The sequence below is a fragment of the Albidovulum sediminis genome, assembly GCF_025380365.1.
Classification (GTDB): Bacteria; Pseudomonadota; Alphaproteobacteria; order Rhodobacterales; family Rhodobacteraceae; genus Albidovulum; species Albidovulum sediminis.
Window position 1 is genome coordinate 1,603,859 of record NZ_JAOCQF010000001.1, and the last position, 21,421, is coordinate 1,625,279.

Genomic DNA, 21,421 nt, shown 5'->3' on the forward strand with positions numbered 1-21,421 from the left:
TTCTTCTTTATCCGCCCGTGAGCACCGTGAAACAACCCAGGATGATGGGTCCGCCGCAGCCGCAGGTGTCAGTGATGCGGGCGGCGGGAAGGTTGCAGATCAGCACCGTCCCCGACCCCTTGGCGATCGGATGGGGGGGGACTGCCAGGGTCATGTCGGTCGCGCGTGCCGCCGGCAGGCCGCCCACAAGCACCGTGGGCGCGCAGGGCGGCCCGATCGGGATCGGCACCGGCAGGACCGGCGGCGGCGGAATCGACGGCGCCATGCAGCCGTGCAGGTCGGTGACGCGCGCTTGCGGAAATCCCATCGTGCCCTCCTATGCGCCATCGCCGGCCGGCGCGGCCTGCCCGACCCGACCGTTGCCGCCCCGCGCGATGTCGAGCGCGCGGTCGATCAGTTCGTGGGCGTACTGCGGAAACCTATCAGACTGCTTCTTCAATGCCACGAGGTTCATGGCGAAGGCGCAGACTTCGGACGCGCCGACCGGCGCGGGATGCTGCGACAGCGCCCCTTCCCCCAATGTGCCGTCGCAGAACACGACCGCGTTGGCGCAGTGCACCGTGTCGTCGTCGACATCGGCATGGTCAAGCGTCGCGCGCGCCTTCTCGCGGTTCTCGGGCGAGGGCTTGAAGACCCAGGCCTCCGCCGCCGCGAGCGAGGGCGTGTTGTTCTTCGGTGCCTCGCCGACATAGTCGCGCGCCGCAAGGCAGGCCCACCAGACCCGTTCGCGCGCGGGAAGCGCCACGGACAGAAGGCGGATCATGTCGAAGACCGCCCCCTCGGCGTCCAGCGCCTCCAGCATCGCCTCGACCGGCGCGTTGACGGGCAGCGTGACCTTGGTCTGCAGCTTGGCGTTGGCCATCGCCAACATGCGCGCTGCGGGCTCTTTCGGGATCTTCTTCAGATCTGCAAATCGCTTGCTCATGGCATCCTCAGTTGATCATCGTGATGCCGCCCTTGAGGGTCAGCATGCCGTCACCCTTCACCGTGGTCATAGGCGACTTGGCCTCGAGCGTACCCTTGCCCTCGATGGTGACCATCGCGCCGGTGATGGTGATGCCGGTCTGGTCGATCTTGATCGAGTTCGAACCCACGGTCAGCGTGATCTCGGTCGCCGCCTCGATCGCGATGCTGCCGGTTGACGAAGTCTCGGTGATGTTGCCGGTGACGGTGAAGTCCGACTTGCCCTCGACCGTGACCGAATTGTCGCTCTTGACCGTCTCGGTGTGATTGCCGGTCACGGTTTCGGTCCGGTCCGCGCCCACCGTCCGCGTCACGTTCTGGCCGATGTCCTCGGTCTGGTCGGTCTTGATCGAGCGGATCTCGTTCCCGGTCTCGACGGTGAAGGTGCTGTCGCCCATCTTCACCGTCTCGGTCCGGCTGTTGTAGATGGTCTGGGTGAAGTCGCCGGGGTTCTTCTTCTCCATCCCGATGGTGATGATTGCGTTGTCCTTGATGATCTCGAAATAATCCTTCTCGGACTGAAGGCGCACGAATTCGGCGTCCTTCGTATCCTCGAAGATCAGTTCGCTGTAGGTGGTGTCGTTCCCGCTCTTGGTGCTGTGGGTCTTGATCCCGGTCTGGGTCATGCTGGCGGGCAGCGTGTGATCGGTCCGGGCCGACGCATGGGGCGGCGCGGTCTCGGAGGTCTTCGGCGGCATCGTTTCGGCGTGATAGAGCATGCCGGTGCAGATTGGCCGGTCGGGGTCGCCCTCCTCGAACATGATGGCGACTTCCTGTCCCACGCGCGGAATGGCGATGAAGCCCCAGCCGTTGCCGGTCCAGGGCATGACGCAGCGCACCCAGCAGGTGCAGGTATCGTCGGTGGCCTCGTTCCGGTCCCAGTGGAACTTGACCTTGATGCGCCCGTAGGTGTCGGTGTGGATCTCCTCGCCCGAGGGCCCCATGACCTTCGCGGTGTGCAGGCCGCCGATGACCGGCCAGGGGGTTACCTTGGGCGCGCGGAACTGGGTGGCCTTGGGAATCGTCTCGAACAGGCAGCGATAGGAATCGATCTGGTCGTCGGTCACCTGCGCGCCGTCGCGTTCAAGCACCCGCTGCCGGGTCTGGTCGTCGTCATAGTCGGTCTCGACCCGCAACTGGTGGGTGGCCTTCGTCACCAGGAACTCGGTCTGGTCCGAGGTGCGCGGGTGGTTCGTCATGGTGAAGGTCGCGCCGGCCGCGAAGGTGCGCACGTTGCATGCCCCGCGATAGGTCTGGTGGCCGACGGCCTTCGCCTCGAGCGCGACCTTCGTGCGCCCCTCAGCCTCGTCCACGGTCGTGTGATGGCCGGGGTAGTGATAGATCTCGTAGCTGTTGTGGTCGTGGCTGCCCTTGGTCACCGTCGTGACCTTCATCAGGCTCGCGCTTGGCGTCTCGAAGTTGTAGTCGGTCATCGCCACGCTGCCCGCCACCACCGCCTCGCTTGGCGCCCATTCGAAGATGTGGTCGTTCGCGCGCCGGTAGGCTTTCTCGCGGAAGTGGAACTCGATGCTGGCCGCGCCGGGAACCGCCGAATGGGCCCCCACGCCGTCGGCCAGAACGAGCGTGTCGACCGTTCCCGAATAGGTGAAGAAGAAGTAGATGCCTTCCTCCTCCATCAGGCGGCAGATGAAGTCGTAATCGCTTTCGCCGTACTGAACGCAGTAGACGCGTTCGGTGTAGGTGCCCGACAGCGAATCCGTGATGTCGGTGAACCCGGCATCCGACAGGACCTGCTTGACGATGTCGGGCGTCGTCATGTTCTGGAAGATGCGGTTGTTCTTGCCGAGCGTCAGGAACCACAGCCGCGGGCGCACCTTGGCCTCGAAATGGCCGAACCCCTGATAAAGCCCAAGGAAGCGCACCGAAACGCAGGTGCCGATGAACTTCCGTTCGCTGTCATCCTGCGCCTTGACGAAGAGCGTGAAGGTGCTGCCCGCCACGGTCGCAAGGTCGAGCGCGCGGTCCTTGGCCAGAAACTCCACCGTAGTGTCCATGATCCTGCTCAACCCTTCCTCGACCACCGCCGACTTCAGGAAGACGTTGGTGTCCGCGAAAGAACACTCCATCCGGACCATCCGGCCCTCGAACTTGGTATCGGGTTCAGTCATCCCAGATCCTCCTGCCGTGGCGTCCCGATCACTCGATCGGCGGTTCGCAGTCCAAAAGGTGGCCATCGCGGCGCAGGCGCGCGACGATGTCGGGGTTGATGCCCCAGAAATCGGTCATCGACTGATCGGCGCCCAGGTAGGCGCGCAGGGCGAAGTGGTTCGCGAACTGGTAGCAGATCACCGGCGTCGGGAAGAACCCGCCGCCCATCAGCATCGGGTTTAGGTATTCCTCACCCTGCGAAAGCCAGTAGGTCTCGCCGATCTGCAAAAGCACCATGCGCGGTTCCGGTCCGCTTGCGTCGGTCATCACAATCCCTCCAGCAATGCAGCGAGTTCCGGGTCCATCTCGCCCGGTTCCGCGCTCGAAGACCCCAGATCGTCGAACCCGGCAAGAAGCGCGTCGAGATCGGCATCGCCGGACCCTTCGCCATCCCCGCCGCCGATGTCCAGGCCGGATAGCAGCGCATCGAGGTCCGCATCGCCCGCCGCGCCCCCACCAGTGTCGAGCCCGGAAAGGAGCGCATCGAGATCGTCGCCCCCCGACCCGGCCGGCGCGGGAATGTCCATCTCGATGTCGGCCGGCCGCGCCGCCACGCCCGGCATCGTCGGCGGCGGTTCCTTCGGCGGCATCGGCACGCCGGTCCAGCGGCCCCGGATCTCCGACCCCGCAAGCGACTGGAACGATCCCAGCCGGATCTCGTCCCGACCCCGGATCGACAGGACCGGCTGATAGCCGCGCGTGACGACGTGCTGCACCTTAGAGGTGGTCAGGTTGCGCTCCGTATGCGGCAGCGCGACCTGATCGCCGTGGCGGTCGCGGACGTAGTGGAAGGGGATGTCGTTGATCGACATGACCGACCCCAGGCTCATCTGCTTGCCGTGTTTCGACCAGCCGATGCCCAGCAGCACCGCGACCAGCAGCACCGGGTTCGCCCAGAGCATGCCCGACAGCCCCTCGCTTTCGGTGAACTCCTCGAAATCGAAGGCATCGACCGGATCGGTCCGCTCGCCATAGGGGCGGCGCAGCAGGAACCGGGGCGAGGCGACGCCGAGGTAGGCCGCCTCGGGCAGCGCGCGCAGCGTGTCCCAGGCCTTGGCGACGAGCGGGTGGCGGTCCTCCTTCGCGACGTCGAGGAAGGCCGGCGAAATGGCAGTGAAGAACGGCGCGTCCACATGCGCGGCCACCTGCGCGATCCGCGCCAGCAGTTCCGCGTGCGGCGGCGTCTCCTCGAAGGTGTAAAGACCGAACAGCGCGGAATAACCCCCCGGCCCCTCCTCGCCCAGCGGCCGGTCGGTCAGAAGCCGCAGCAAGCCGCTGTCCGACAGGTCGTCCTGCGCCGCAAGATCGACGGCCAGTTCCTCGGCCGAGACGTCGAAGAGGTCGATCGTCAGCTTGACGTCCGTCTCGATCCGCCGCGCCAGGAAGTCGAGCGAGCGCCACAGCGCCTCGACCGACTGGAACTCGGGGTGGTGCAGGATCAGCCGCATCGCCGAGGACAGCGCGTCATCGACCGCCTTCAGCATCGCGCTCGCGTCGGGATTGGGCGCCTCGACCACATGCGGGCCGATGATGCGCGCCACCATGTCGTCGATGGGCGATGCCTGCGTCAGCCGCCCGCCGGTGTCGCCGATCAGTTGCTGGAAGGCGCCCAGCTTCAGATTCGCGGGCACCGCCGAGCCTGCCGACGTGCGCCGCGGCGGCGCCAGCCGCTGGCCGTGCGCCTCGCCCCATTTCTGAAGCTGCGCCAGCGCGGCAGGGGCGAGCGAGGCGCTTTTCAGCCGCTGGCGCAGGCCGGAAATGCCCGAAAAGACCTCTACATTGTCGAAGATCTCGTCCGGATGCAGCGAGTCGAGATCCTTGAGCGCAACCTTGATACCCGCGCCGTCCGCTCCGACCGGAAGCACAAGCTCGGTCGCGAAGCCCTCGATCACCTCCTCCACCGTATCGACGTCCAGCGGGATCGCGCGGCGATGGGCCAGCCCCTCGCCCGGCTCGATCAGGCCGCGCGCCGCACGGCCGGTGAAATCGCCGAAGATCGCCATGCGAAAACCGGTGCGCCGCAGGTCTTCGGGTGCCGGGCGCGGGGCCGAGACGAAGCCGAACGGGTGCTCCACCCTGCGTTCGGACGGGCCACCGTGCGCACCGGCCTCACCATCGTCAGAGGTTCCGGACATGTCATCCTCCGTATCCATGCGGGATGCGTCCGCCTCGCCGGGGTCCGCGCCGCCCGACAAGTCCGTATCCCCATCCCCCGCGAGCAACGCGTCGAGGTCGGAAGCGTCGTCCCCTCCCCCCAACAACGCGTCGAGATCGGACGCGGCGTCCGCACTGCCGCCCGAGAGCAGAGCGTCGAGGTCGGACCCTGCATCCCCGCCGTCACCGGCGAGAAGCGCGTCAAGGTCGGAAGCGTCGTCCCCTGTCCCCGACAACGCGTCGAGATCGGACACGACGTCCTCACTGCCGCCCGAGAGCAGAGCGTCAAGATCGGACGCGGCGTCTGCATCGGTGTCCGAGAAGAGAGCGTCGAGGTCGGAGGTATCCTCCGCTACCGGCTCCGGTGCCGTGTCGAGCAGAGCCACAAGCGCATCGTCTGCGGATGTATCTTCCACAGCCGCCTCGGGTGCCGCCGTCCGCAAAGCCGCAAGCGCGTCGTCGGCAGAGGTATCTTCCGCAGCGGCCTCCGGCGCCGAGTCCAGCAAAGCCGCAAGCGCGTCGGCGGCGGAAGTATCTTCCGCAGGCGTCTCTGGTGCCGAATCCAGCAGCGCCGCGAGCGCGTCGTCGGTGGACGTGTCCTCCTCAGCCGCCTCGGGTGTCGCGCCGAGCAAAGCCGCGAGCGCGTCATTGGCCGGTGTGTCCTCCGCTACCGCCTCCGGCGCCGCCGCACGCAAGGCCGCAAGGGCGTCATCGGCGGAGGTATCTTCCTCAGCCGCCTCCGGCGCCGCGTCCAGCAAGGCCGCAAGCGCATCGTCGGTGGAGGTATCTTCTGCCACCGCCTCCGGTGCCGCGTCCAGAAGGGCGGCGAGCGCGTCGTCGGTCGAAGTGTCCTCCACAACTGCCTCCGGCGCCGACGCTCGCAGGGCCGCTAGGGCGTCGTCGGTCGAGGCGTCATCCACAACCGCCTCCGGCGCCGAATCCAGCAGAGCCGCAAGCGCGTCGTCGGTAGAGGTGTCCTCCTCAGCCGCCTCGGGTGTCGCGCCGAGCAAAGCCGCAAGCGCGTCGTCGGTTGAGGTATCCTCCAAAGCCTCCTCGGGTGCCGCCGTCAGAAGCGCGGCAAGCGCGTCGTCCGTGAAGGTATCCTCCGCAACCGCCTCCGGCGCTGCCGCACGCAAGGCCGCAAGAGCGTCATCGGCAGAGGTATCTTCCGCAGCGGCCTCTGGCGCAGCCGCTCGCAAGGCCGCTAGGGCGTCGTCCGTGGAGTTTTCTTCCTCAGCCGCCTCCGGCGCCGAATCCAGCAAGGCTGCAAGCGCGTCGTCGGTTGAGGTGTCGTCCACAACCGCCTGCGGCGCCGCTGCCCGCAGCGCGGCGAGCGCATCGTCGGTCGAGGTGTCCTCTACAGCCTCCTCGGGTGCCGCCGTCCGCAGTGCAGCAAGCGCGTCGTCGGTTGAGGTGTCGTCCACAACCGCCTCCGGCGCCGCTGCCCGTAGCGCGGCGAGCGCATCGTCGGTTGAGGTGTCCTCCAAAGCCTCCTCGGGTGCCGCCGTCCGCAGCGCAGCAAGCGCATCGTCGGTCGAGGTGTCCTCTATAGCCGCCTCTGGCGCCGACGCTCGCAAGGCGGCCAGCGCGTCGTCGGCCGAGGTGTCCTCTGCCATCGTCTCCGGCGCCGCTGCCCGCAGCCCGGCGAGCGCATCGTCGGCGGAGACATCCTGCACGGCGGGCGCGGCGACGAGAGCGGCCAGAAGGTTGCGGTCGCCCAGAACGCGTTCGATCAGCGCCTCGGCGCCGGCCTTGCCGTCCATGTAGGTCAGGAGGTTCGAAAGCTGCGTGCGCGCTTCCAGCAGCGCGCGCAGCGGCTCCACCCGGGCGGCGATCGCGCCGGGCGAGAAATCCGCCATGCTCTCGAAGGTGAGGTCGACCGCCATGTTGCCCTCGCCGCTCAGCGTGTTCGGCACGGCAAAGCTGACGCGCGGGGCGATGGCGCGCATGCGGTCGTCGAAATTATCGACGTCGATCTCGACGAACTTGCGGTCCTCGATCGACGGCTGCGGCCGGGCGGACTTGCCGGCAAGATCGGACATCACCCCCATGACGAAGGGCAGTTGCACCTTCTTCTCGGCGCCATAAAGCTCCACATCGTATTCGATCTGGACGCGGGGCGCGCGGTTGCGGGCGATGAATTTCTGCGATCCGCTAGCCATCCGCCCTGCCCCGCAGACCCGCGATCTCGCGGCGCAGTGCCGCGATCTCGTCCTTCAGTTCCAGCACATGCGCATCGACCTGGTCGGTCTCGCTTCGCACGAGATCGCGCAGCACCTCGAATTCCTTCTGCTCCTCCGCCTCCACCGCGCCCTGCATGGTGTTGACCAGCAGACCGATGAAGAGGTTGAGGACCGAGAAGGCGGTGATGATGATGAAGGGCACGAAGAACGCCCAGGCATAGGGAAACTCCACCATGACCGGCCGGACGATGCCCATCGACCAGCTTTCCAGCGTCATGATCTGGAACAGCGAATAGAGCGATCGGCCGATGGTGCCGAACCATTCGTCGAAGACCGGGCCGAAGATGATCGTCGCCATCACCCCGAAGACGTAATACACGATGCCCAGCATGATGATGACCGCGCCCATGCCCGGAAGCGCGTCGAACAGCGCCTGCACGACCGCGCGCATCTGCGGCACGATCGAGAGAAGCCGCAGCGCCCGGATGACGCGCAGCGCACGCAGCGCCGAAAGGCTTTCGGTCGCGGGCAGAAGCCCGACGCTGACCACCACGAGGTCGAAGATGTTCCAGGCCGAGCGGAAGAACGAGAGCCGGTAGGCGAAGAACTTGAGCGCCAGTTCGCACACGAAGATGGTCAGGACCAGCCCGTCGATGAGCGAGAGCGCATCGCCGGCATGAGCCTTGGCCCAGCTCGACGTGGAAACCCCGAGCGTGACGGCATTGAAGATGATCACCGCCAGGATCGCGTTGCGCACGCTTTCGCGTTCGATGAACACGCGCACCGCCTCCCTCGCCGATCGGTCCTGCCCTGCGACTGCGTTGCCTTCCATCTTCACCCCCCGGGAAGCCGGGCCGGACCTGCCGGCGCCGGCATCTGTTCAGACTTTCAGTTTCTTCTCGATGCGCTTGAAATGCGCCGCAAGGTCGACGAATTCCTTCCGGGCCTTTTCGCCGGCGCTGTCGTGCTGCCCGGCGTCCTTCTCGAACTTTTCGCGCTTGCGGCCGATGTTGTCGCTGTCGTCCTTGCGGCTGGCGACATCGTTGTGGGCTTCCCCGAGTTCCACGTCGAATTCGTAAAGCTCGCTTTGCAGCTTGTTCAGCGACGAGATCTTCTTGTTCACGTCGTCGGCGAAATCCTGCAGTTCCTTCGCCTCGGCATCTTTCAGACTGTCGCGCAGGCCGACGACGGCATCGATGGCCGACTCGATCTGCTTTCTCGTGGCGCCATACTTCTTCTTGACCTGGTCGATCGAGCGTGCGGAGCGCGCGAAGGCGCTATCGCGCCGCTTGTCCGCCGCCTTGATGAGCGCCTTCTTCTTCTTGTCGTCGCCTTCGTCCTTGGCGAGCGCCTCGTCACGCTCAGCCTTCACAAGCTCCTTGTGGAGCGTGTCGAAGGCGGCGATGACCTCTTTTGCGGGATCGCTGAAGACGTCCTTCAACGAAACCGAGTTCACCTCGCGCACGACGTCGAGCCCTTCCTTCAGAACCTTCTTGTCCGCCCCCGCGCCGGAGGAGGAGGCCAGTTCCTCCAGCGCCGCCTTGCACTTCTTGCGGATCAGTTTCGCGGTGTCGGCCAGGGCCGCCGGCAGGTCCTTGTCGACCGTCTTCTTCATCTTCTCGGGCGACTTTTCCACCGACTTCATCGCCAGCGCGACCGCCGTGGCGATGTACTTGAGCTCGTAAAGCACAAGGCCCTCAAGGGCCTTGGCCAGCTTCTTCTCGCTCCACTTGCCATCATCAAGCTCGAGCGACTGGGAGTATTCAAAGTCCTTGGCAAACAGTTTCACAAGGTCCGAGTCGGACTTGACCCAGTCCTTCGACTTCTTGTCGAATTCCTTGCGCGGACTGACCTTCAGTTCCGCCAGCATCGTCTTCTTGCCTGCCATCGTCCTCTCCCTCCCGTCGTCTCAGTCGAAGGCGTAGGTGAATTCACCGTCCGCCACGCCGATGTCCACCTTGCGCACGTCCTCGCCCGCCATCATCCGCTTCAGGAACTCGCCCGAGATGTCGGGCAGCATCGTGTTGGTGACGATCGCGTCGATCATGCGGCCGCCGCTTTCCAGTTCCTGGCAACGTGAGACAATCGTATCCACCACCGCGTCCGAGTAGGTGAAGGGGACATTGTGGGTGGATTTCACCCGCTTCTTGATCCGGTCGAGCTGCAGCCGCGTGATCGCCGCGATCATCGAGGGCGACAGCGGATAGTAGGGGATCGTGACCAGACGCCCGAGCAGCGCCGCCGGGAAGATCTTCAGCAGCGGGTCGCGCAGCGCCTTCGCGATCTCCTCGGGGTCGGGCATCAGCTCGGGGTCCGCGCACATGTCCATGATCATGTCGGACCCGGCGTTCGAGGTCAGCAGGATCAGGGTGTTCTTGAAGTCGATCACCCGCCCCTCGCCGTCCTCCATCACGCCCTTGTCGAAGACCTGGAAGAAGATCTCGTGCACATCCGGGTGCGCCTTTTCGACCTCGTCCAGAAGGACGACCGAATAGGGCTTGCGCCGGACCGCCTCGGTCAGGACGCCGCCCTCTCCGTAGCCCACATAGCCCGGAGGCGCGCCCTTCAGCGACGATACCGTGTGCGCCTCCTGGTACTCGGACATGTTGATGGTGATGACGTTGTGCTCACCGCCGTAAAGCATTTCCGCCAGCGCCAGCGCGGTTTCGGTCTTGCCGACGCCCGAGGTGCCGGCCAGCATGAAGACGCCGATGGGCTTTGACGGGTTGTCGAGCCCGGCGCGGCTGGTGCGGATGCGCTTGGCGATCATCTTCATCGCGTGGTCCTGGCCGATCACCCGCTTGGCGAGGTGCTCCTCCAGATGCAGGACGGTGTCGATCTCGTCCTTCATCATGCGCCCGACGGGAATGCCCGTCCAGTCGCCGACGACGGTCGCCACCGCCTGCGCGTCGACGATGGGCAGGATCAGCGGGCTTTCACCCTGGATGGCGGTCAGCTCGGCGTTCTTCGCGCGCAGCTCCTCGACCAGCTTTGCGCGTTCCTCCGCGCTCAAGGGGCTGGCCTTCGCCGCTTCCTCGCCCGCCGCGTTGGGGGCGTCGACCGGCGCGCCGCCCTCGCGCAGCTTGGCGCGGATGGCGAGGATCTCCTCGACCACCGCCTTTTCCCGTTCCCAGCGTTCGGTCAGGGCGGCCAGCCGCGCCTCTTCCTCGGCCTTGGCATGGCTGACCGCGGCGCGCCGCTCGGTCACGTCGTAACCCGCGGTCTCGTCCCGGTCGATGATCTCGAGCTCGGTCTGGAGCCCCTCGATCCGCTTGCGGCTGTCGTCGACCTCGGCCGGCACCGCGTGCTGGCTGATCGAGACGCGGGCGCAGGCGGTGTCAAGGACGCTCACGCACTTGTCGGGCAGTTGGCGGGCGGGAATGTAGCGCGCCGACAGCGACACCGCGGCCTCGATCCCCTCGTCCAGAACCTGCACGCGGTGGTGCTTTTCCAGCATCGAGGCGATGCCGCGCATCATCCGGATCGCCTTCGGCACGTCCGGCTCCTCGACCTGCACGACCTGGAAGCGGCGGGTCAGCGCGGGGTCCTTTTCGATATGCTTCTTGTATTCGGCCCAGGTGGTGGCGCCGATCGTCCTGAGCGTGCCGCGCGCCAGCGCGGGCTTGAGCAGGTTGGCCGCGTCGCCCGTCCCGGCCGCGCCGCCCGCGCCGACAAGCGTGTGGGTCTCGTCCACGAACATGATGATCGGCACCGGGCTGGCCTGCACCTCCTCGATCACCTGGCGCAGGCGGTTCTCGAACTCGCCCTTCATCGAGGCGCCGGCCTGGAGAAGACCCACGTCGAGCGACAGGAGCCGCGCGTCCTTGAGCGAGGGCGGCACATCGCCCCGCGCGATGCGCAGGGCAAAGCCCTCGACCACCGCGGTCTTGCCCACGCCCGCCTCGCCGGTCAGGATCGGGTTGTTCTGGCGCCGCCGCATCAGCACGTCGACGACCTGGCGGATCTCCTCGTCGCGGCCCACGATCGGGTCGATCTTGCCGTCGAGCGCCTGCTGCGTCAGGTCGGTGCAGAACTGGTTCAGCGCCTCCTGCTTGCCCATCTGGGCAGGCGAACGCGCGCCCGACGCCTCGCCCGGCTCGACGCCGCCGCCCATGACGGACCCGTCCTGGGCGCGCAGCCCGTCCTCGGGCGAGCCTTCGACGGCGCGGGCGAAGTTCTCGGCAAGGTCGTCGGCCTTGATCTTGCCGAACTCGGGCGAGATCCCGGTCAGGATCGCGCGCAGGTGCTTCGTCCTCAGCATCCCGAGGATGAGAAAGCCGGTGCGGATCTGGCCCGAGTTGAACTGGAGCGAGCCGTAGACCCAGGCCCGTTCGGTGGCGTCGTCGAGGTGTTCGGACAGGTCCGAGATGGCGCTGGCACCGCGCGGCAGCGCATCGAGCGCGCGCGTCATGTCGGCGGCGATCCGGCCCGGATCGAGGTCGAAGTGGCGGATGATACGGTGGATGTCGCTGTCCTGCCCCTGCAGGATCTGGTGCAGCCAGTGGACAAGCTCCACGTAAGGATTGCCGCGCATCTTGCAGAAGACGGTGGCGCTTTCGATCGCCTGGTAGGCCAGGCGGTTCAACTTGCCGAACAGGGCGACCCTGCTGATCTCGCTCATCTCTCTCACTCCCTCCGCCTGGGCCGGATGCGCCGGTCCCGTTATCCCAATCGCGACCGCGGAACGACGCAAAGGTCATCCGCGTTGCCGGTCCTTGTCCGCTTGCCGATCCACGAGGTCTGGCCCAGCTGCGTGTCCGCACCAAGCCGCGCCACCGGAACCTCTTCCGCCTTCAGGATGAGGTTCACATCCCAGTCGAGCGTATCGCCGATGTAGTTCCGCACCACCGCCTCCACCCGCGCCAGCGAGGCGCTGCCGGGCAGGAGCCGCCGGTAGTCCGCAAGCGTCAGGGGGCCGATCAGGACGCGGAACTTGGCGCTGCGCGACCAGACCTTCTGGCCGACGCTCGTCGCCTGGCCCAGTCCCGCGCGCGCGCCAAGCTGCCAGCGGTCGTCGGGCTCGAGGTCGAGCCAGGCGCCGACGAACTGGCGCACATTGACGGGCACGCGGAAGAAGGCCGACAGGACCGAAACCAGCCCTTCGGCGTTCTTCGCGCCGACCGCCAGGTGGCCGGCGAAATAGCGCTTCGCCAGGTCGGGCATCGCGTCGCGTTCGGCCATGCCCTTGCCGACATGGCCCGAGATCGCCGCGACCTTGCGCTGGACGGGATCGTTCTCCGGCCGGTCGAACGAGGGCGCCGGCTGGCCCGCAGACCAGGCGCGGTAAAGCAGGCTCATCAGCCGGTGCGTCAGCATGTTCGCGAAGGCGACGAAGGTCGGATCGCGATGATTGCGCAGGCGGTCGCGGGCGTATTCCGTCATATGCAGCGGCAGCGGCCCGTGCGGGCCGAACAGCCCGAAGAAGCGGTTGGTGAGCCGGCCGGGGCTTTCGCCTGCCGGCGGATCGAATCCGGCGATGGTCGAGGGCGGGAACGCCAGTTCCGCCTCCTGCCCGAGCCTGACGCGGTCCTGCGCCGGGCGCCGGCTTTCGCCCAGCCGGGGCGCCTCGGGGAAGGCCGCCTCGATTACACGCAGCGCGTGGAAGATGTGGAAGGACTGGGGGTTGTCGGCCAGCTGCGCGAGATGCGTCAGATGATCCGGCCCAGTCCCTTTGCCGGACGCCATCGCGCGATCTCTCCTCTCTGGTGGGTGGTCAGCACGGTTTCGGTGAAACTGTTCATGGCCACGTATTTCTCGAAGAACTTCTGCAGGACCGCGCCCAGAAGATAGACGCTCGTGCCCTCGAAGAAGGATTCGTCGAAGTCGATCCTGATCTCGATCCCGCGGACCGCGGTCGACAGCACCTCGTCCTGGATGCGGCGCACGATCGGGCGGCTGGTGACCGACAGGATGCCCTCGAGCTGCTTTTCCATCACCCGGTCGCCCTGGGGCGCGTAGATGCCGATCAGTTCCTTCAGCGCGGCGATGCCACCACCCTGCGCGGTGTCGGCGACCGAGAGGTAATTGAGGCTGAGGTGGCTGATCAGTCGCCAGGCGGTGTCGCCCTGCGCAAGCGTCGGGCGGGGCCGCGTCGGCGGCACCGGCGTGCGCACCGCCTTGACCGGCCCGCCGTCGGGCAGGTGAAAGACGTTGTCCGTCCCTGTCGCCAGCAGAAGCGGCAGGTCGCGGTTGGTGCATTGTGCCGTCACCGCCAGCTGGGTCAGGTTTGCCGCGAAGGGCGCCTGCCGGCTGTCAACGAGGGAAACGTATAGCTCTGAACCGAGATAGGAGGTGCGCACCCCCCGCAGCCGCTCCTTCTCCGACCGCTGCCGCATCCGCCGGTGCTGGGTGTAATAGGCCGGCCAGGTGTCCCCCGCCGCGGTGAAGTCGTCGGAGGAATAGAACGGGCGGAACCGGACGTCGTCCTCGCCCTCGCCGCTGATCCCGGTCACGCTGTCGACGCGGTAGATCTCGTAGTCGAGCGGCGCGGTCCGGTCCGCGACGATGTGCTGTTCGACATCGGTCGCCTTGAGATGGATGCGGTCGCAGCGACGGGTGAAGAGGTTGACGGCGGGCGTCGCGAAAAGCGTGAACGCCGCGGGCGAGATCGCGGGCGCGAGGTTCGCGCGCCCCTCGCGCAACAGGATGTAGAGGTCAAGCTGGTCGTTCGAGGACTTGCGCACCGCCGGCGAAAGCCCGACGAGGTCCACGAAGTGGAACCGTTCGGGCATTGCGAAGTACTCCTGCAACAGCCGGTAGCCGTCGAAGGACCGGCGCGGCGTCGGCAAGAGCGCCTCAGCCCGGTCGAAGCCGCGCGGCTCGGCCCCGCCCTGGGGGAGTTGCAGCGTCCAGTCCGCCCGGCGGTCGGTGGACCGGCCGATCAGCCCGGTGACCTCGGTGCACAGCATCTCGTGCAGTTGCCAGTTCACGCCGGACTGGTTGTTGAGAAACAGCGTCAGCCGGTCGAGCGAGAGATTGGAAATGGGCTGCTGGCCAAGCGTGCGCAGCCTGAGCCGGATACCGGCCTTGGCCTCGACGTCCCTGGCGACGCCCGCCGCCACCAGCTCGCCCCGGCCGTCGATGTATTCCGCCTCGGCAATCTCGATCGGCCAGAGCTTGACATCGTGCGCGGTGCGGAACAGGCAGGCGGTCTGCGCCCCCTCGGCGATCTTGCTGCGCAGGTTGCTGCCGCGCGGAAGGGTGTAGCCGTCCACCATCGGCGCCTTGCCCGGATCGGGCTGGAACGCGGCGACAAGCATCGACGGGGTCGGCGCAAGATAGTGCGGGTAGACGATTTCCAGCAGATGCGAGGTCAGCGCCGGGAACTGAAGTTCCAGCTCCAGCTGGACGCGTGCCGACAGGAACGCCACCCCTTCGAGCAACCGCTCGACATAGGGATCGACGACCTCGATCCCCTCCATCCCCAGCCGGGCGGCGATCTTGGGGAAGGCCCTTGCGAACTCTCCGCCCATCTCGCGCAGGAAGGCAAGCTCCCCCTCGTAGTGACGCAGAAGCCGGGTATCCATCTCAGCCCCTCCGTTCCAGTTTCAGCTCGCCCGTGGTCACGTCCACCTCGGACCTGAGGTAAAGTTCCATCGGAACGGGTTGCGCCCACATGTCGGCGCGGATCTCGAAGGTGACGATCGACTGGCTGGCGTTTTCCTGGGGCAGAAGCTCCACGTCCAGCGATCCGGGCGCGATGCGCGGCTCGAACATCGAGATCGACCGGTTGATCGACGCGCGGATCATCTGGGCCCTTTCGACCGAGGAATATTCGCCCGTCACTTCCTTCAACCCGTAGTTCAGCACGGAGGACGCGGCATTGGGATAGCGCGTGGCGTCGATCAGCGTGTCGGCGTTCTGCGAATTCAGCAGCCAGGACAGGTCGCGCTGGATGATATCGCGCAGGCGACGGACATCGATCACCCGGCTGTCGCGGGTCTCGTTCGGGTTCGAGGGATCGGTGTCTGTCAGCCTGTCGAGCAGAGACGGCTGAAGCCGCTCGGTGATCGTCAGGTCAGCCATCGGCCCCCGCTTCCGCGCCCGCCCCACCGCCTTCGTGGCGGATGGACAGCGTCCTCAGCTCCATGATGGGCGTGTCGCCCGCATCCGTTGCCAGCAGCCGCTGCCCGACGCCGAGGAAGGTATCCGCCCCCGCGTCGCGCCAGTCGGTGGAGCGCGAAAGCCGTGCGGCGTCATCGCCCGCCGCGACCGTGCCCGCGTAGCGCGTGGGGATCAGCGCCACGACATCGCCGCCGTTGCGCAGCGTGAGCGTCGCCGGCATCCAGACGCAGTCGCGCAGATCCTTCGGCGGCTCCACGATCATCGAGCCGATGGCGGTGAAGGGCATCCAGAAGTAGCGCCCGTTGACGATGATCTCGAGCACGGGGCCAAGCCGCATGTCGGCGTCCGCGATCCAGTCGAAGGGCAGGCCGTTCAACTCGCCCGCTGCCGCAGGCGCGGCCTCGAAGGCGCGTTCGCGCAGCGATGCGGCCTCGGCCGGGCGCCCCTGCGCCAGAAGTTTCGTGGCCTCGACCAGAAGCGCCGCCCATTCCTGCGGCTCGCCGAAGATCAGCGGGGCCTTTTCGCCCGCAAAGACCTTTTCGCGGAAAACCTCGCAGATGATCGCCTCGCGGTAGGTCTGGGCCATCGGGACGGCGGACGGGTCAAGCTCGGCGGAAAGTTTCAGCTGCGCGACCGCGCGCGTCCAGTCGCCGCGCACGCACAGAAGCTGGAACAGGAAGATGCGCAGCTTCGGGTCCGAGGCGCGCTTGCGGATGTCGGCCTGAAGCTCCTGCAGGGCGCCGTCGAGGTCCCCCGATTTCAACAACTCTTCGGCGCGCATCCGGCGTCCTTCCCGCAAATTCACATGTCAATCGGCACCGGGCCATCGCAGGTCGCGACAGCCCGGCGCAGGTTTTCGTCAGTCCACAACCGAAGTGTTGTTGTTCTTGACGCGGTTCCACATGGCTTCCTTGGCGGTGCCCATCTTGCCCTTCGCGTCCTGCGGCTGGTACTGGATCTTGATCGCGCCGTACTGAAGGATCACCGTTTCCTCGCAGATGTCATCGCCGTCCGAACCGGACCAGGAAATGTCCTGCACCATCACCAGGCTCATCTCGAACTTCATGAAGACGCCGCCCGACTTGGTGTCCTCGGCGCCCGAGCGGCGCAGTTCGATCGTCAGGTTGGTGAAGTGCTTGCCGGTGCAGAGCGCATGGAACAGGCCGGTCGACGCCGTGTCGGTCTTCTTGGTGATGGTGAATTCCTTGAACGTCGCCTTTCCGGCGCCGCCGCCGCCCGAGATCGAGCCGATGTTGATGGTGTTCTCCGCGCCAAGCTCGAAGGACAGGACTTCGAAGGCACTCTTCGCCTTGTAGATTTCGTCCTGGGTCTCGCCCGGGATCTTGTCGCTGTCGGTGGTGGAGTAGCAGAAGGCGTCAAATGACATTGGGGATTCTCCTGAGGTTCATGGGGTAAGTATTTTCTTGTTGCAGGGCGACCCGGTGAAGGGTCGTCCCGGGTTCAGCCTTTCTCGGACGGCAGCTTCGAGACGAGACGAAGCGACACCGAGAGACCCTCGAGCTGATAGTGCGGTTTGAGGAAGAACTTCGACGTGTAGTAGCCGGGATTGCCCTCGACCTCCTCGACGACGACCTCCGCCGCAGCGAGCGGGCGACGCGCCTTTTCGGTTTCGTGCGAGGTTTCGGCCGAGAAGTCGACATACTGGTTGATCCAGTCCTGGAGCCAGCTCTGCATGTCGTTGCGGCTCTTGTAGGAGCCGATCTTGTCGCGGACGATGCACTTCAGGTAGTGCGCGAAGCGGCAGGTCGCGAAAAGGTAGGGCAGCCGCGCGGCCAGGTTGGCGTTCGCCGTCGCGTCCGCGTCGTCGTATTCGGCCGGCTTGTGCAGCGACTGCGCCCCGATGAAGGCCGCAACATCGGAGTTCTTGCGGTGGATGAGCGGCATCATGCCGTTCTTGGCCAGCTCCGCCTCGCGCCGGTCGGAGATCGCGATCTCGGTCGGGCACTTCTGGTCCACGCCGCCATCGTCGGTCGGGAAGGTGTGCGAGGGCAGGTTTTCGACCGCGCCGCCGGATTCGATGCCGCGGATGCGCGAGCACCAGCCGTACTGCTTGAACGAGCGGTTGATGTTCACCGCCATCCCGTAGGCCGCGTTTACCCAGCCGTACTTGTTGGAATCCGCGCCCTCGGTGTCTTCCTCGAAGGCGAATTCCTCGACCGGGTCGGTCTTGGAGCCGTAGGGCAGACGCCCCAGGAAGCGCGGCATCGCCAGTCCCACGTATTTCGAATCCTCGCTTTCGCGCAAGGACCGCCACGAGGCGTATTCAGGGGTCTGGAAGATCTTGGTCAGGTCGCGCGGGTTGGCGAGTTCCGACCAGCTGTCCATCTGGAAGAGCGTGGGCTTGGCGCCGGTGATCAGCGGCGCATGCGCGGCCGCGGCGATCTTGGCCATCTCGCCCAGAAGCTCGACATCGGGGGGCGAATGGTCGAAGTGGTAGTCGGCGACAAGGCAGCCGTAGGGTTCGCCGCCGAACTGGCCGAACTCCTCCTCGTAGACCTTCTTGAAGATCGGCGACTGGTCCCAGGCGGTTCCCTTGAACTTCCTGAGCGTCTTGTGCATGTCCTTCTTGGAGATGTTGAAGACGCGGATCTTCAGCATCTCATCGGTCTCGGTGTTGTTGACAAGGTAGTGGAGACCGCGCCAGGCGCTTTCGAGCTGCTGGAAATCCTCATGGTGCAGGATCTCGTTGACCTGTTCGGTCAGCTTCCTGTCGATCACCGCGATGATGCTTTCAATCGAGCGCAGCGCGTCATCGGAGATGAGCGCGGTATTCTCGAGCGCCTGCTGGGCAAGCGTCTTGACCGCCTGTTCGACGGCCGACTTGGCCTGGTCGGACTTGGGGCGGAACTCCTTCTGGAGGAGGTTCGCGAAGTCGGACGATCCGAAGGCGGTTTCCGCCGCGGCGCCGGACTGCTGGTGTTCTGCTTCGGCCATGTCTTACTCCGTCCCTTCCGCTTCATCCGCCTTGGGCGCCGGCGCGGCGGCCAGCGCCTTGAGAAGCGCCGGGTCCTGGATGATCTTGCCGATCAGGTTCTCGGCGCCGGTCTTGCCGTCCATGTAGGTCATCAGGTTCGACAGCTGCGTGCGTGCGTCCAGAAGCTTGCGCAGCGGCTCGACCTTGCGCGCGATCGCGGCGGGCGAGAAATCGTCCATGCTCTCGAAGGTGATGTCGACGGCAAGGTTGCCCTCGCCCGTCAGCGTGTTCGGTACGGTGAAGGCTGCCCGCGGCTTCATCGACTTCATGCGGTCGTCGAAGTTGTCGACGTCGATCTCGAGGAACTTGCGGTCCGCCACGCCGGGCTGCGGCGCCTCGGATTTGCCGGAAAGGTCGGACATCACGCCCATCACGAAGGGCAGCTGCACCTTCTTTTCCGCGCCGTAAAGCTCGACGTCATATTCGATCTGCACCCTCGGCGCGCGATTGCGCGCGATAAACTTCTGTGAACTTCCCGCCATCTAGAGCTCCCTCTCACCTTAAGCCGCGTCGGACCTTCCGGCCGGCGGTCAAAATTGCATCAATCGTCGTCCAGGCCACCGATCAGGTTGACGTTCTCGACGCCCCGCGGTGCCATATCCTTCATGATTGTCAGAAAATCGGCGCTGACGAGGCGCTTTGCACGCAACAGCAGCAGCGGCACCGGGCTCGAAGGCTCGCTGCGCTTGTAATAGGCAATGATCCGGTCAAGCGCGTTGGTGACGTCGTTGGGCGAGTTGATCGCCCCGCCCCCCGCAGCGGCCGGTGCGGCCGATCCGCCGCGCGCGGCCGCAACCGGCGCATCCTCCGCCCCGCCGGCGACCTCCTCGGCCGCAGCCTCGCCGCCGCCGCTCGCGCTTCTCAGCCGGGACACGATCTGGCCGACCAGCCGGATCAGCACGTCGAGGTCCGGCCCCTGGCCCGGCGTCTTGTCGTCGAACCGGTCCGAGATCGCCTTGATGTTGGCCGCCGCCGCCTCGGCCGCGGCGCGCAGCGCGCCAAGCTTCTCGGGGCCGGTGTCCTGGAAAGCCGCGCCGACAAGTGCCGTGTCGGGAACGCTCGCCTCGTCCGGTCCGGCGACGATCTCTCCCTCGGCGATCTGGATGTCGCGCAGCGTGATGCGCCCGAAGGCGCGGCTCTCGGTCAGCGGCGCGCGGCGCAGCCCCCGCAGGACGGTGTTCGCATCCGCAAGCGCCAGCACGGCGTTGACGCGCATGGTCGGGTCGTTGTCGTCGTCGGCATCGAGCTGCGGGTGGCAGGTATCCCAGTACTGTTCGAGGCAGCCGCGGATGTAGCCGGTGACATCGGCAAAGCCGGGCAGGCCGCGCAGCGCAAGCTCTGCCGTTGCCAGGTAGACCGCCGCCCGGATGTCGTGGCTCTGCTCCAGCACGGCCGTCGCCTTCTCGGCGACCTCGCGCCAGTCGGGCTCCTCTGCGGCAAGGACGCTGTCGCCCATCTGGCGTTCCTCGCCGGGAGCGGCGGCAAGCTCCATCTCGGTGAAAACCGGATCATACTCCAGGTTTTCGCCGCTGGGCGCCGCATCGCCGAAGCTTCGCAAAAGCGAAGTCACGTCCATGGTCCCTCCACTGGTCAATACATTCTGACGCGGCTGGCTTCCGCGCCACCGTTTCTTCTTACGTAACGTTAATGCCTACTATTGGCGAATTCATGACACGTTGGAAAGCCTTAAATGTGTTAAATTTAAGGCCGAGTCCTGCCTCGACAGCGTCCGTGCGATGGTCCTTGACCGAAGGCATGATCTCGCCGTTTCCTGTTTCGACAAGGGGTCCATCCCCATGAAACGACGCTACGTCACGACCAAGGAGCGAAACATGGGAAAAATCCGGGAAATTCTCACCGGTGCGACGTTGGCGCTGCTTGTGGCAGGTGCCGCTGCCGCCGAGGACGGGCGGCTGACGGTCGAGCTGAACAAGTTCGAACCGGCCGAGGGCGGCGGATGCCGGGCCTTCTTCCTGTTTCGCAACGACACCGACATGGCGCTAGAGGCGTTCGAGATGTCGCTGGCCGTGCTGGATGCGCAGGGCGTCATTGACCGCCTGCTGACGATCGACGCGGCGCCGCTGCCCGCCCGCCGCACCACGCTGAAGCTGTTCGAGATACCGGGCCTGGGCTGCGACCAGATCACCGAGATCCTGATGCACGACATTCCCGCCTGCAAGCCGCAGAACGCCGATCCGGTCGACTGCTATTCCTTCCTCTCGCTCGCCTCGAAGGCCAGCGCGCGCCTGGTGGAATGACCATGACCGGGCTTTCGTTCGAAGTCATCAGATCGGGCGGGCCGCTGATGGTCGTGCTCGCGATGCTGTCGCTGGCTTCGCTGGCGCTGATCGCGGTCAAGGTGCTTGACCTCTGGCACTGCCGGTCGGGCCAGAAGGGGCGCGATCAGGCGATCGCGAAATGGGCCGCGGGCGACACCGCCGGCGCACGCGCCGCGGTCACCGCGGGCCGGGCCCCGGCCGACCGGGTGACCACGGCGGCGATGGCGGCCCTTCAGGCGGGGATGCCGCGCGACCGGCTGATCACCGAGATGACGCGGCGCGGCAATGCGGAGCTTGACCGGATGACCCGCCACATCCGCCTGCTGGAGCTGATCGCCATGATCAGCCCGCTCCTGGGGCTGCTCGGCACCGTCACCGGCATGATCCAGTCCTTCCAGGAGCTTGCCGCGGCCGAGGGGGCGGCCAATGCCTCGGTGCTGGCGGGCGGCATCTGGCAGGCGCTCCTGACCACCGCGGCGGGGCTTCTGGTGGCCATTCCGGCAGCCGTGGCCGCCGCGCTTCTGTCCGGGCGGGCCGAGGGGGCGGCGGCGATGATCGAGCAGTCGGTGGGGGAACTTCTGGTCGCCGCCGACGGGCACCGGCTGGAAACCTGA

Annotated in this window: 18 protein-coding genes and 1 pseudogene; 2 read left to right on the forward strand and 17 right to left on the reverse strand. The window is 66.3% G+C overall.

The genetic code is table 11. The features are described 5' to 3' along the window. Positions 1-7 precede the first annotated feature (7 nt). From N5I32_RS07975 to tssA, 17 genes and pseudogenes are all read right to left on the reverse strand, one after another. Positions 8-307, reverse strand: coding sequence for a PAAR domain-containing protein (locus tag N5I32_RS07975; protein WP_261494869.1), 300 nt, complete (start codon positions 305-307; stop codon positions 8-10). A gap of 9 nt (positions 308-316) precedes the next feature. Next, positions 317-925: a DUF6931 family protein gene (locus N5I32_RS07980; RefSeq protein WP_261494870.1), complete on the reverse strand. Its 609-nt coding sequence runs from the start codon at positions 923-925 to the stop codon at positions 317-319. Positions 926-932: 7 nt separating this feature from the next. After that, positions 933-3,092 (reverse strand): type VI secretion system Vgr family protein, encoded by a 2,160-nt coding sequence (locus tag N5I32_RS07985; protein ID WP_261494871.1) that lies wholly within the window; start codon positions 3,090-3,092, stop codon positions 933-935. A 28-nt stretch (positions 3,093-3,120) separates the two neighbouring features. After that, positions 3,121-3,399 carry a hypothetical protein gene (locus N5I32_RS07990; protein ID WP_261494872.1) on the reverse strand — a complete coding sequence of 93 codons (279 nt, stop codon included), beginning with the start codon at positions 3,397-3,399 and terminating at the stop codon, positions 3,121-3,123. After that, positions 3,399-6,902, reverse strand: a complete 3,504-nt coding sequence (locus N5I32_RS21335) for a type VI secretion system contractile sheath domain-containing protein (RefSeq protein WP_369414293.1) — start codon at positions 6,900-6,902, stop codon at positions 3,399-3,401. Before N5I32_RS21335 ends, N5I32_RS07990 begins: the two co-directional genes overlap by 1 nt. Before the next feature lie 60 nt (positions 6,903-6,962). After that, a pseudogene (gene tssB / locus N5I32_RS08000) lies at positions 6,963-7,448 on the reverse strand (type VI secretion system contractile sheath small subunit); the annotation flags it as partial. After that, positions 7,441-8,301 carry an ion transporter gene (locus N5I32_RS08005; protein ID WP_261494873.1) on the reverse strand — a complete coding sequence of 287 codons (861 nt, stop codon included), beginning with the start codon at positions 8,299-8,301 and terminating at the stop codon, positions 7,441-7,443. The pseudogene tssB (N5I32_RS08000) and the gene N5I32_RS08005, both read right to left, overlap by 8 nt. A 48-nt stretch (positions 8,302-8,349) precedes the next feature. Next, positions 8,350-9,357 (reverse strand): hypothetical protein, encoded by a 1,008-nt coding sequence (locus N5I32_RS08010; RefSeq protein ID WP_261494874.1) that lies wholly within the window; start codon positions 9,355-9,357, stop codon positions 8,350-8,352. 21 nt (positions 9,358-9,378) lie between these two features. Next, positions 9,379-12,090, reverse strand: coding sequence for a type VI secretion system ATPase TssH (tssH, locus tag N5I32_RS08015; RefSeq protein WP_261494875.1), 2,712 nt, complete (start codon positions 12,088-12,090; stop codon positions 9,379-9,381). A gap of 41 nt (positions 12,091-12,131) precedes the next feature. Continuing rightward, positions 12,132-13,154 carry a type VI secretion system baseplate subunit TssG gene (tssG, locus tag N5I32_RS08020; RefSeq protein ID WP_261494876.1) on the reverse strand — a complete coding sequence of 341 codons (1,023 nt, stop codon included), beginning with the start codon at positions 13,152-13,154 and terminating at the stop codon, positions 12,132-12,134. Continuing rightward, entirely contained in the window at positions 13,118-14,995 is a 1,878-nt protein-coding gene (gene tssF, locus N5I32_RS08025) for a type VI secretion system baseplate subunit TssF (protein ID WP_261494877.1), read from the reverse strand. Before tssF ends, tssG begins: the two co-directional genes overlap by 37 nt. Before the next feature lies 1 nt (position 14,996). Further along, entirely contained in the window at positions 14,997-15,494 is a 498-nt protein-coding gene (gene tssE, locus N5I32_RS08030) for a type VI secretion system baseplate subunit TssE (protein WP_261494878.1), read from the reverse strand. Beyond that, positions 15,487-16,314: a type VI secretion system accessory protein TagJ gene (locus N5I32_RS08035; protein WP_261494879.1), complete on the reverse strand. Its 828-nt coding sequence runs from the start codon at positions 16,312-16,314 to the stop codon at positions 15,487-15,489. The genes tssE and N5I32_RS08035 overlap by 8 nt, the downstream gene beginning before the upstream one ends. 78 nt (positions 16,315-16,392) lie before the next feature. Then, positions 16,393-16,920, reverse strand: coding sequence for an Hcp family type VI secretion system effector (locus N5I32_RS08040; protein ID WP_261494880.1), 528 nt, complete (start codon positions 16,918-16,920; stop codon positions 16,393-16,395). Positions 16,921-16,994: 74 nt separating this feature from the next. Beyond that, the gene (gene tssC / locus N5I32_RS08045; RefSeq protein ID WP_261494881.1) at positions 16,995-18,488 is read right to left on the reverse strand and encodes a type VI secretion system contractile sheath large subunit; all 1,494 of its coding nucleotides are present in this window, start codon (positions 18,486-18,488) and stop codon (positions 16,995-16,997) included. A 3-nt stretch (positions 18,489-18,491) separates the two neighbouring features. Next, the gene (gene tssB, locus N5I32_RS08050; protein WP_261494882.1) at positions 18,492-19,010 is read right to left on the reverse strand and encodes a type VI secretion system contractile sheath small subunit; all 519 of its coding nucleotides are present in this window, start codon (positions 19,008-19,010) and stop codon (positions 18,492-18,494) included. A 59-nt stretch (positions 19,011-19,069) separates the two neighbouring features. After that, positions 19,070-20,104, reverse strand: coding sequence for a type VI secretion system protein TssA (gene tssA / locus N5I32_RS08055; RefSeq protein ID WP_261494883.1), 1,035 nt, complete (start codon positions 20,102-20,104; stop codon positions 19,070-19,072). A gap of 256 nt (positions 20,105-20,360) precedes the next feature. Here tssA and N5I32_RS08060 point away from each other — a divergent pair, with 256 nt between their 5' ends. Together N5I32_RS08060 and N5I32_RS08065 are read left to right on the forward strand one after the other, a co-directional pair. Then, positions 20,361-20,786, forward strand: coding sequence for a hypothetical protein (locus N5I32_RS08060; RefSeq protein WP_261494884.1), 426 nt, complete (start codon positions 20,361-20,363; stop codon positions 20,784-20,786). Positions 20,787-20,788: 2 nt separating this feature from the next. Then, positions 20,789-21,421, forward strand: coding sequence for a MotA/TolQ/ExbB proton channel family protein (locus tag N5I32_RS08065; protein WP_261494885.1), 633 nt, complete (start codon positions 20,789-20,791; stop codon positions 21,419-21,421).

Coding starts and splice junctions, on each gene's coding strand:
- N5I32_RS07975 (WP_261494869.1), bottom strand. CDS start 307: ATGGGATTTCCGCAAGCGCGCGTCACCGACCTGCACGGCTGCATGGCG.
- N5I32_RS07980 (WP_261494870.1), bottom strand. CDS start 925: ATGAGCAAGCGATTTGCAGATCTGAAGAAGATCCCGAAAGAGCCCGCA.
- N5I32_RS07985 (WP_261494871.1), bottom strand. CDS start 3,092: ATGACTGAACCCGATACCAAGTTCGAGGGCCGGATGGTCCGGATGGAG.
- N5I32_RS07990 (WP_261494872.1), bottom strand. CDS start 3,399: ATGACCGACGCAAGCGGACCGGAACCGCGCATGGTGCTTTTGCAGATC.
- N5I32_RS21335 (WP_369414293.1), bottom strand. CDS start 6,902: ATGGCAGAGGACACCTCGGCCGACGACGCGCTGGCCGCCTTGCGAGCG.
- N5I32_RS08005 (WP_261494873.1), bottom strand. CDS start 8,301: ATGGAAGGCAACGCAGTCGCAGGGCAGGACCGATCGGCGAGGGAGGCG.
- N5I32_RS08010 (WP_261494874.1), bottom strand. CDS start 9,357: ATGGCAGGCAAGAAGACGATGCTGGCGGAACTGAAGGTCAGTCCGCGC.
- tssH (WP_261494875.1), bottom strand. CDS start 12,090: ATGAGCGAGATCAGCAGGGTCGCCCTGTTCGGCAAGTTGAACCGCCTG.
- tssG (WP_261494876.1), bottom strand. CDS start 13,154: ATGGCGTCCGGCAAAGGGACTGGGCCGGATCATCTGACGCATCTCGCG.
- tssF (WP_261494877.1), bottom strand. CDS start 14,995: ATGGATACCCGGCTTCTGCGTCACTACGAGGGGGAGCTTGCCTTCCTG.
- tssE (WP_261494878.1), bottom strand. CDS start 15,494: ATGGCTGACCTGACGATCACCGAGCGGCTTCAGCCGTCTCTGCTCGAC.
- N5I32_RS08035 (WP_261494879.1), bottom strand. CDS start 16,314: ATGCGCGCCGAAGAGTTGTTGAAATCGGGGGACCTCGACGGCGCCCTG.
- N5I32_RS08040 (WP_261494880.1), bottom strand. CDS start 16,920: ATGTCATTTGACGCCTTCTGCTACTCCACCACCGACAGCGACAAGATC.
- tssC (WP_261494881.1), bottom strand. CDS start 18,488: ATGGCCGAAGCAGAACACCAGCAGTCCGGCGCCGCGGCGGAAACCGCC.
- tssB (WP_261494882.1), bottom strand. CDS start 19,010: ATGGCGGGAAGTTCACAGAAGTTTATCGCGCGCAATCGCGCGCCGAGG.
- tssA (WP_261494883.1), bottom strand. CDS start 20,104: ATGGACGTGACTTCGCTTTTGCGAAGCTTCGGCGATGCGGCGCCCAGC.
- N5I32_RS08060 (WP_261494884.1), top strand. CDS start 20,361: ATGGGAAAAATCCGGGAAATTCTCACCGGTGCGACGTTGGCGCTGCTT.
- N5I32_RS08065 (WP_261494885.1), top strand. CDS start 20,789: ATGACCGGGCTTTCGTTCGAAGTCATCAGATCGGGCGGGCCGCTGATG.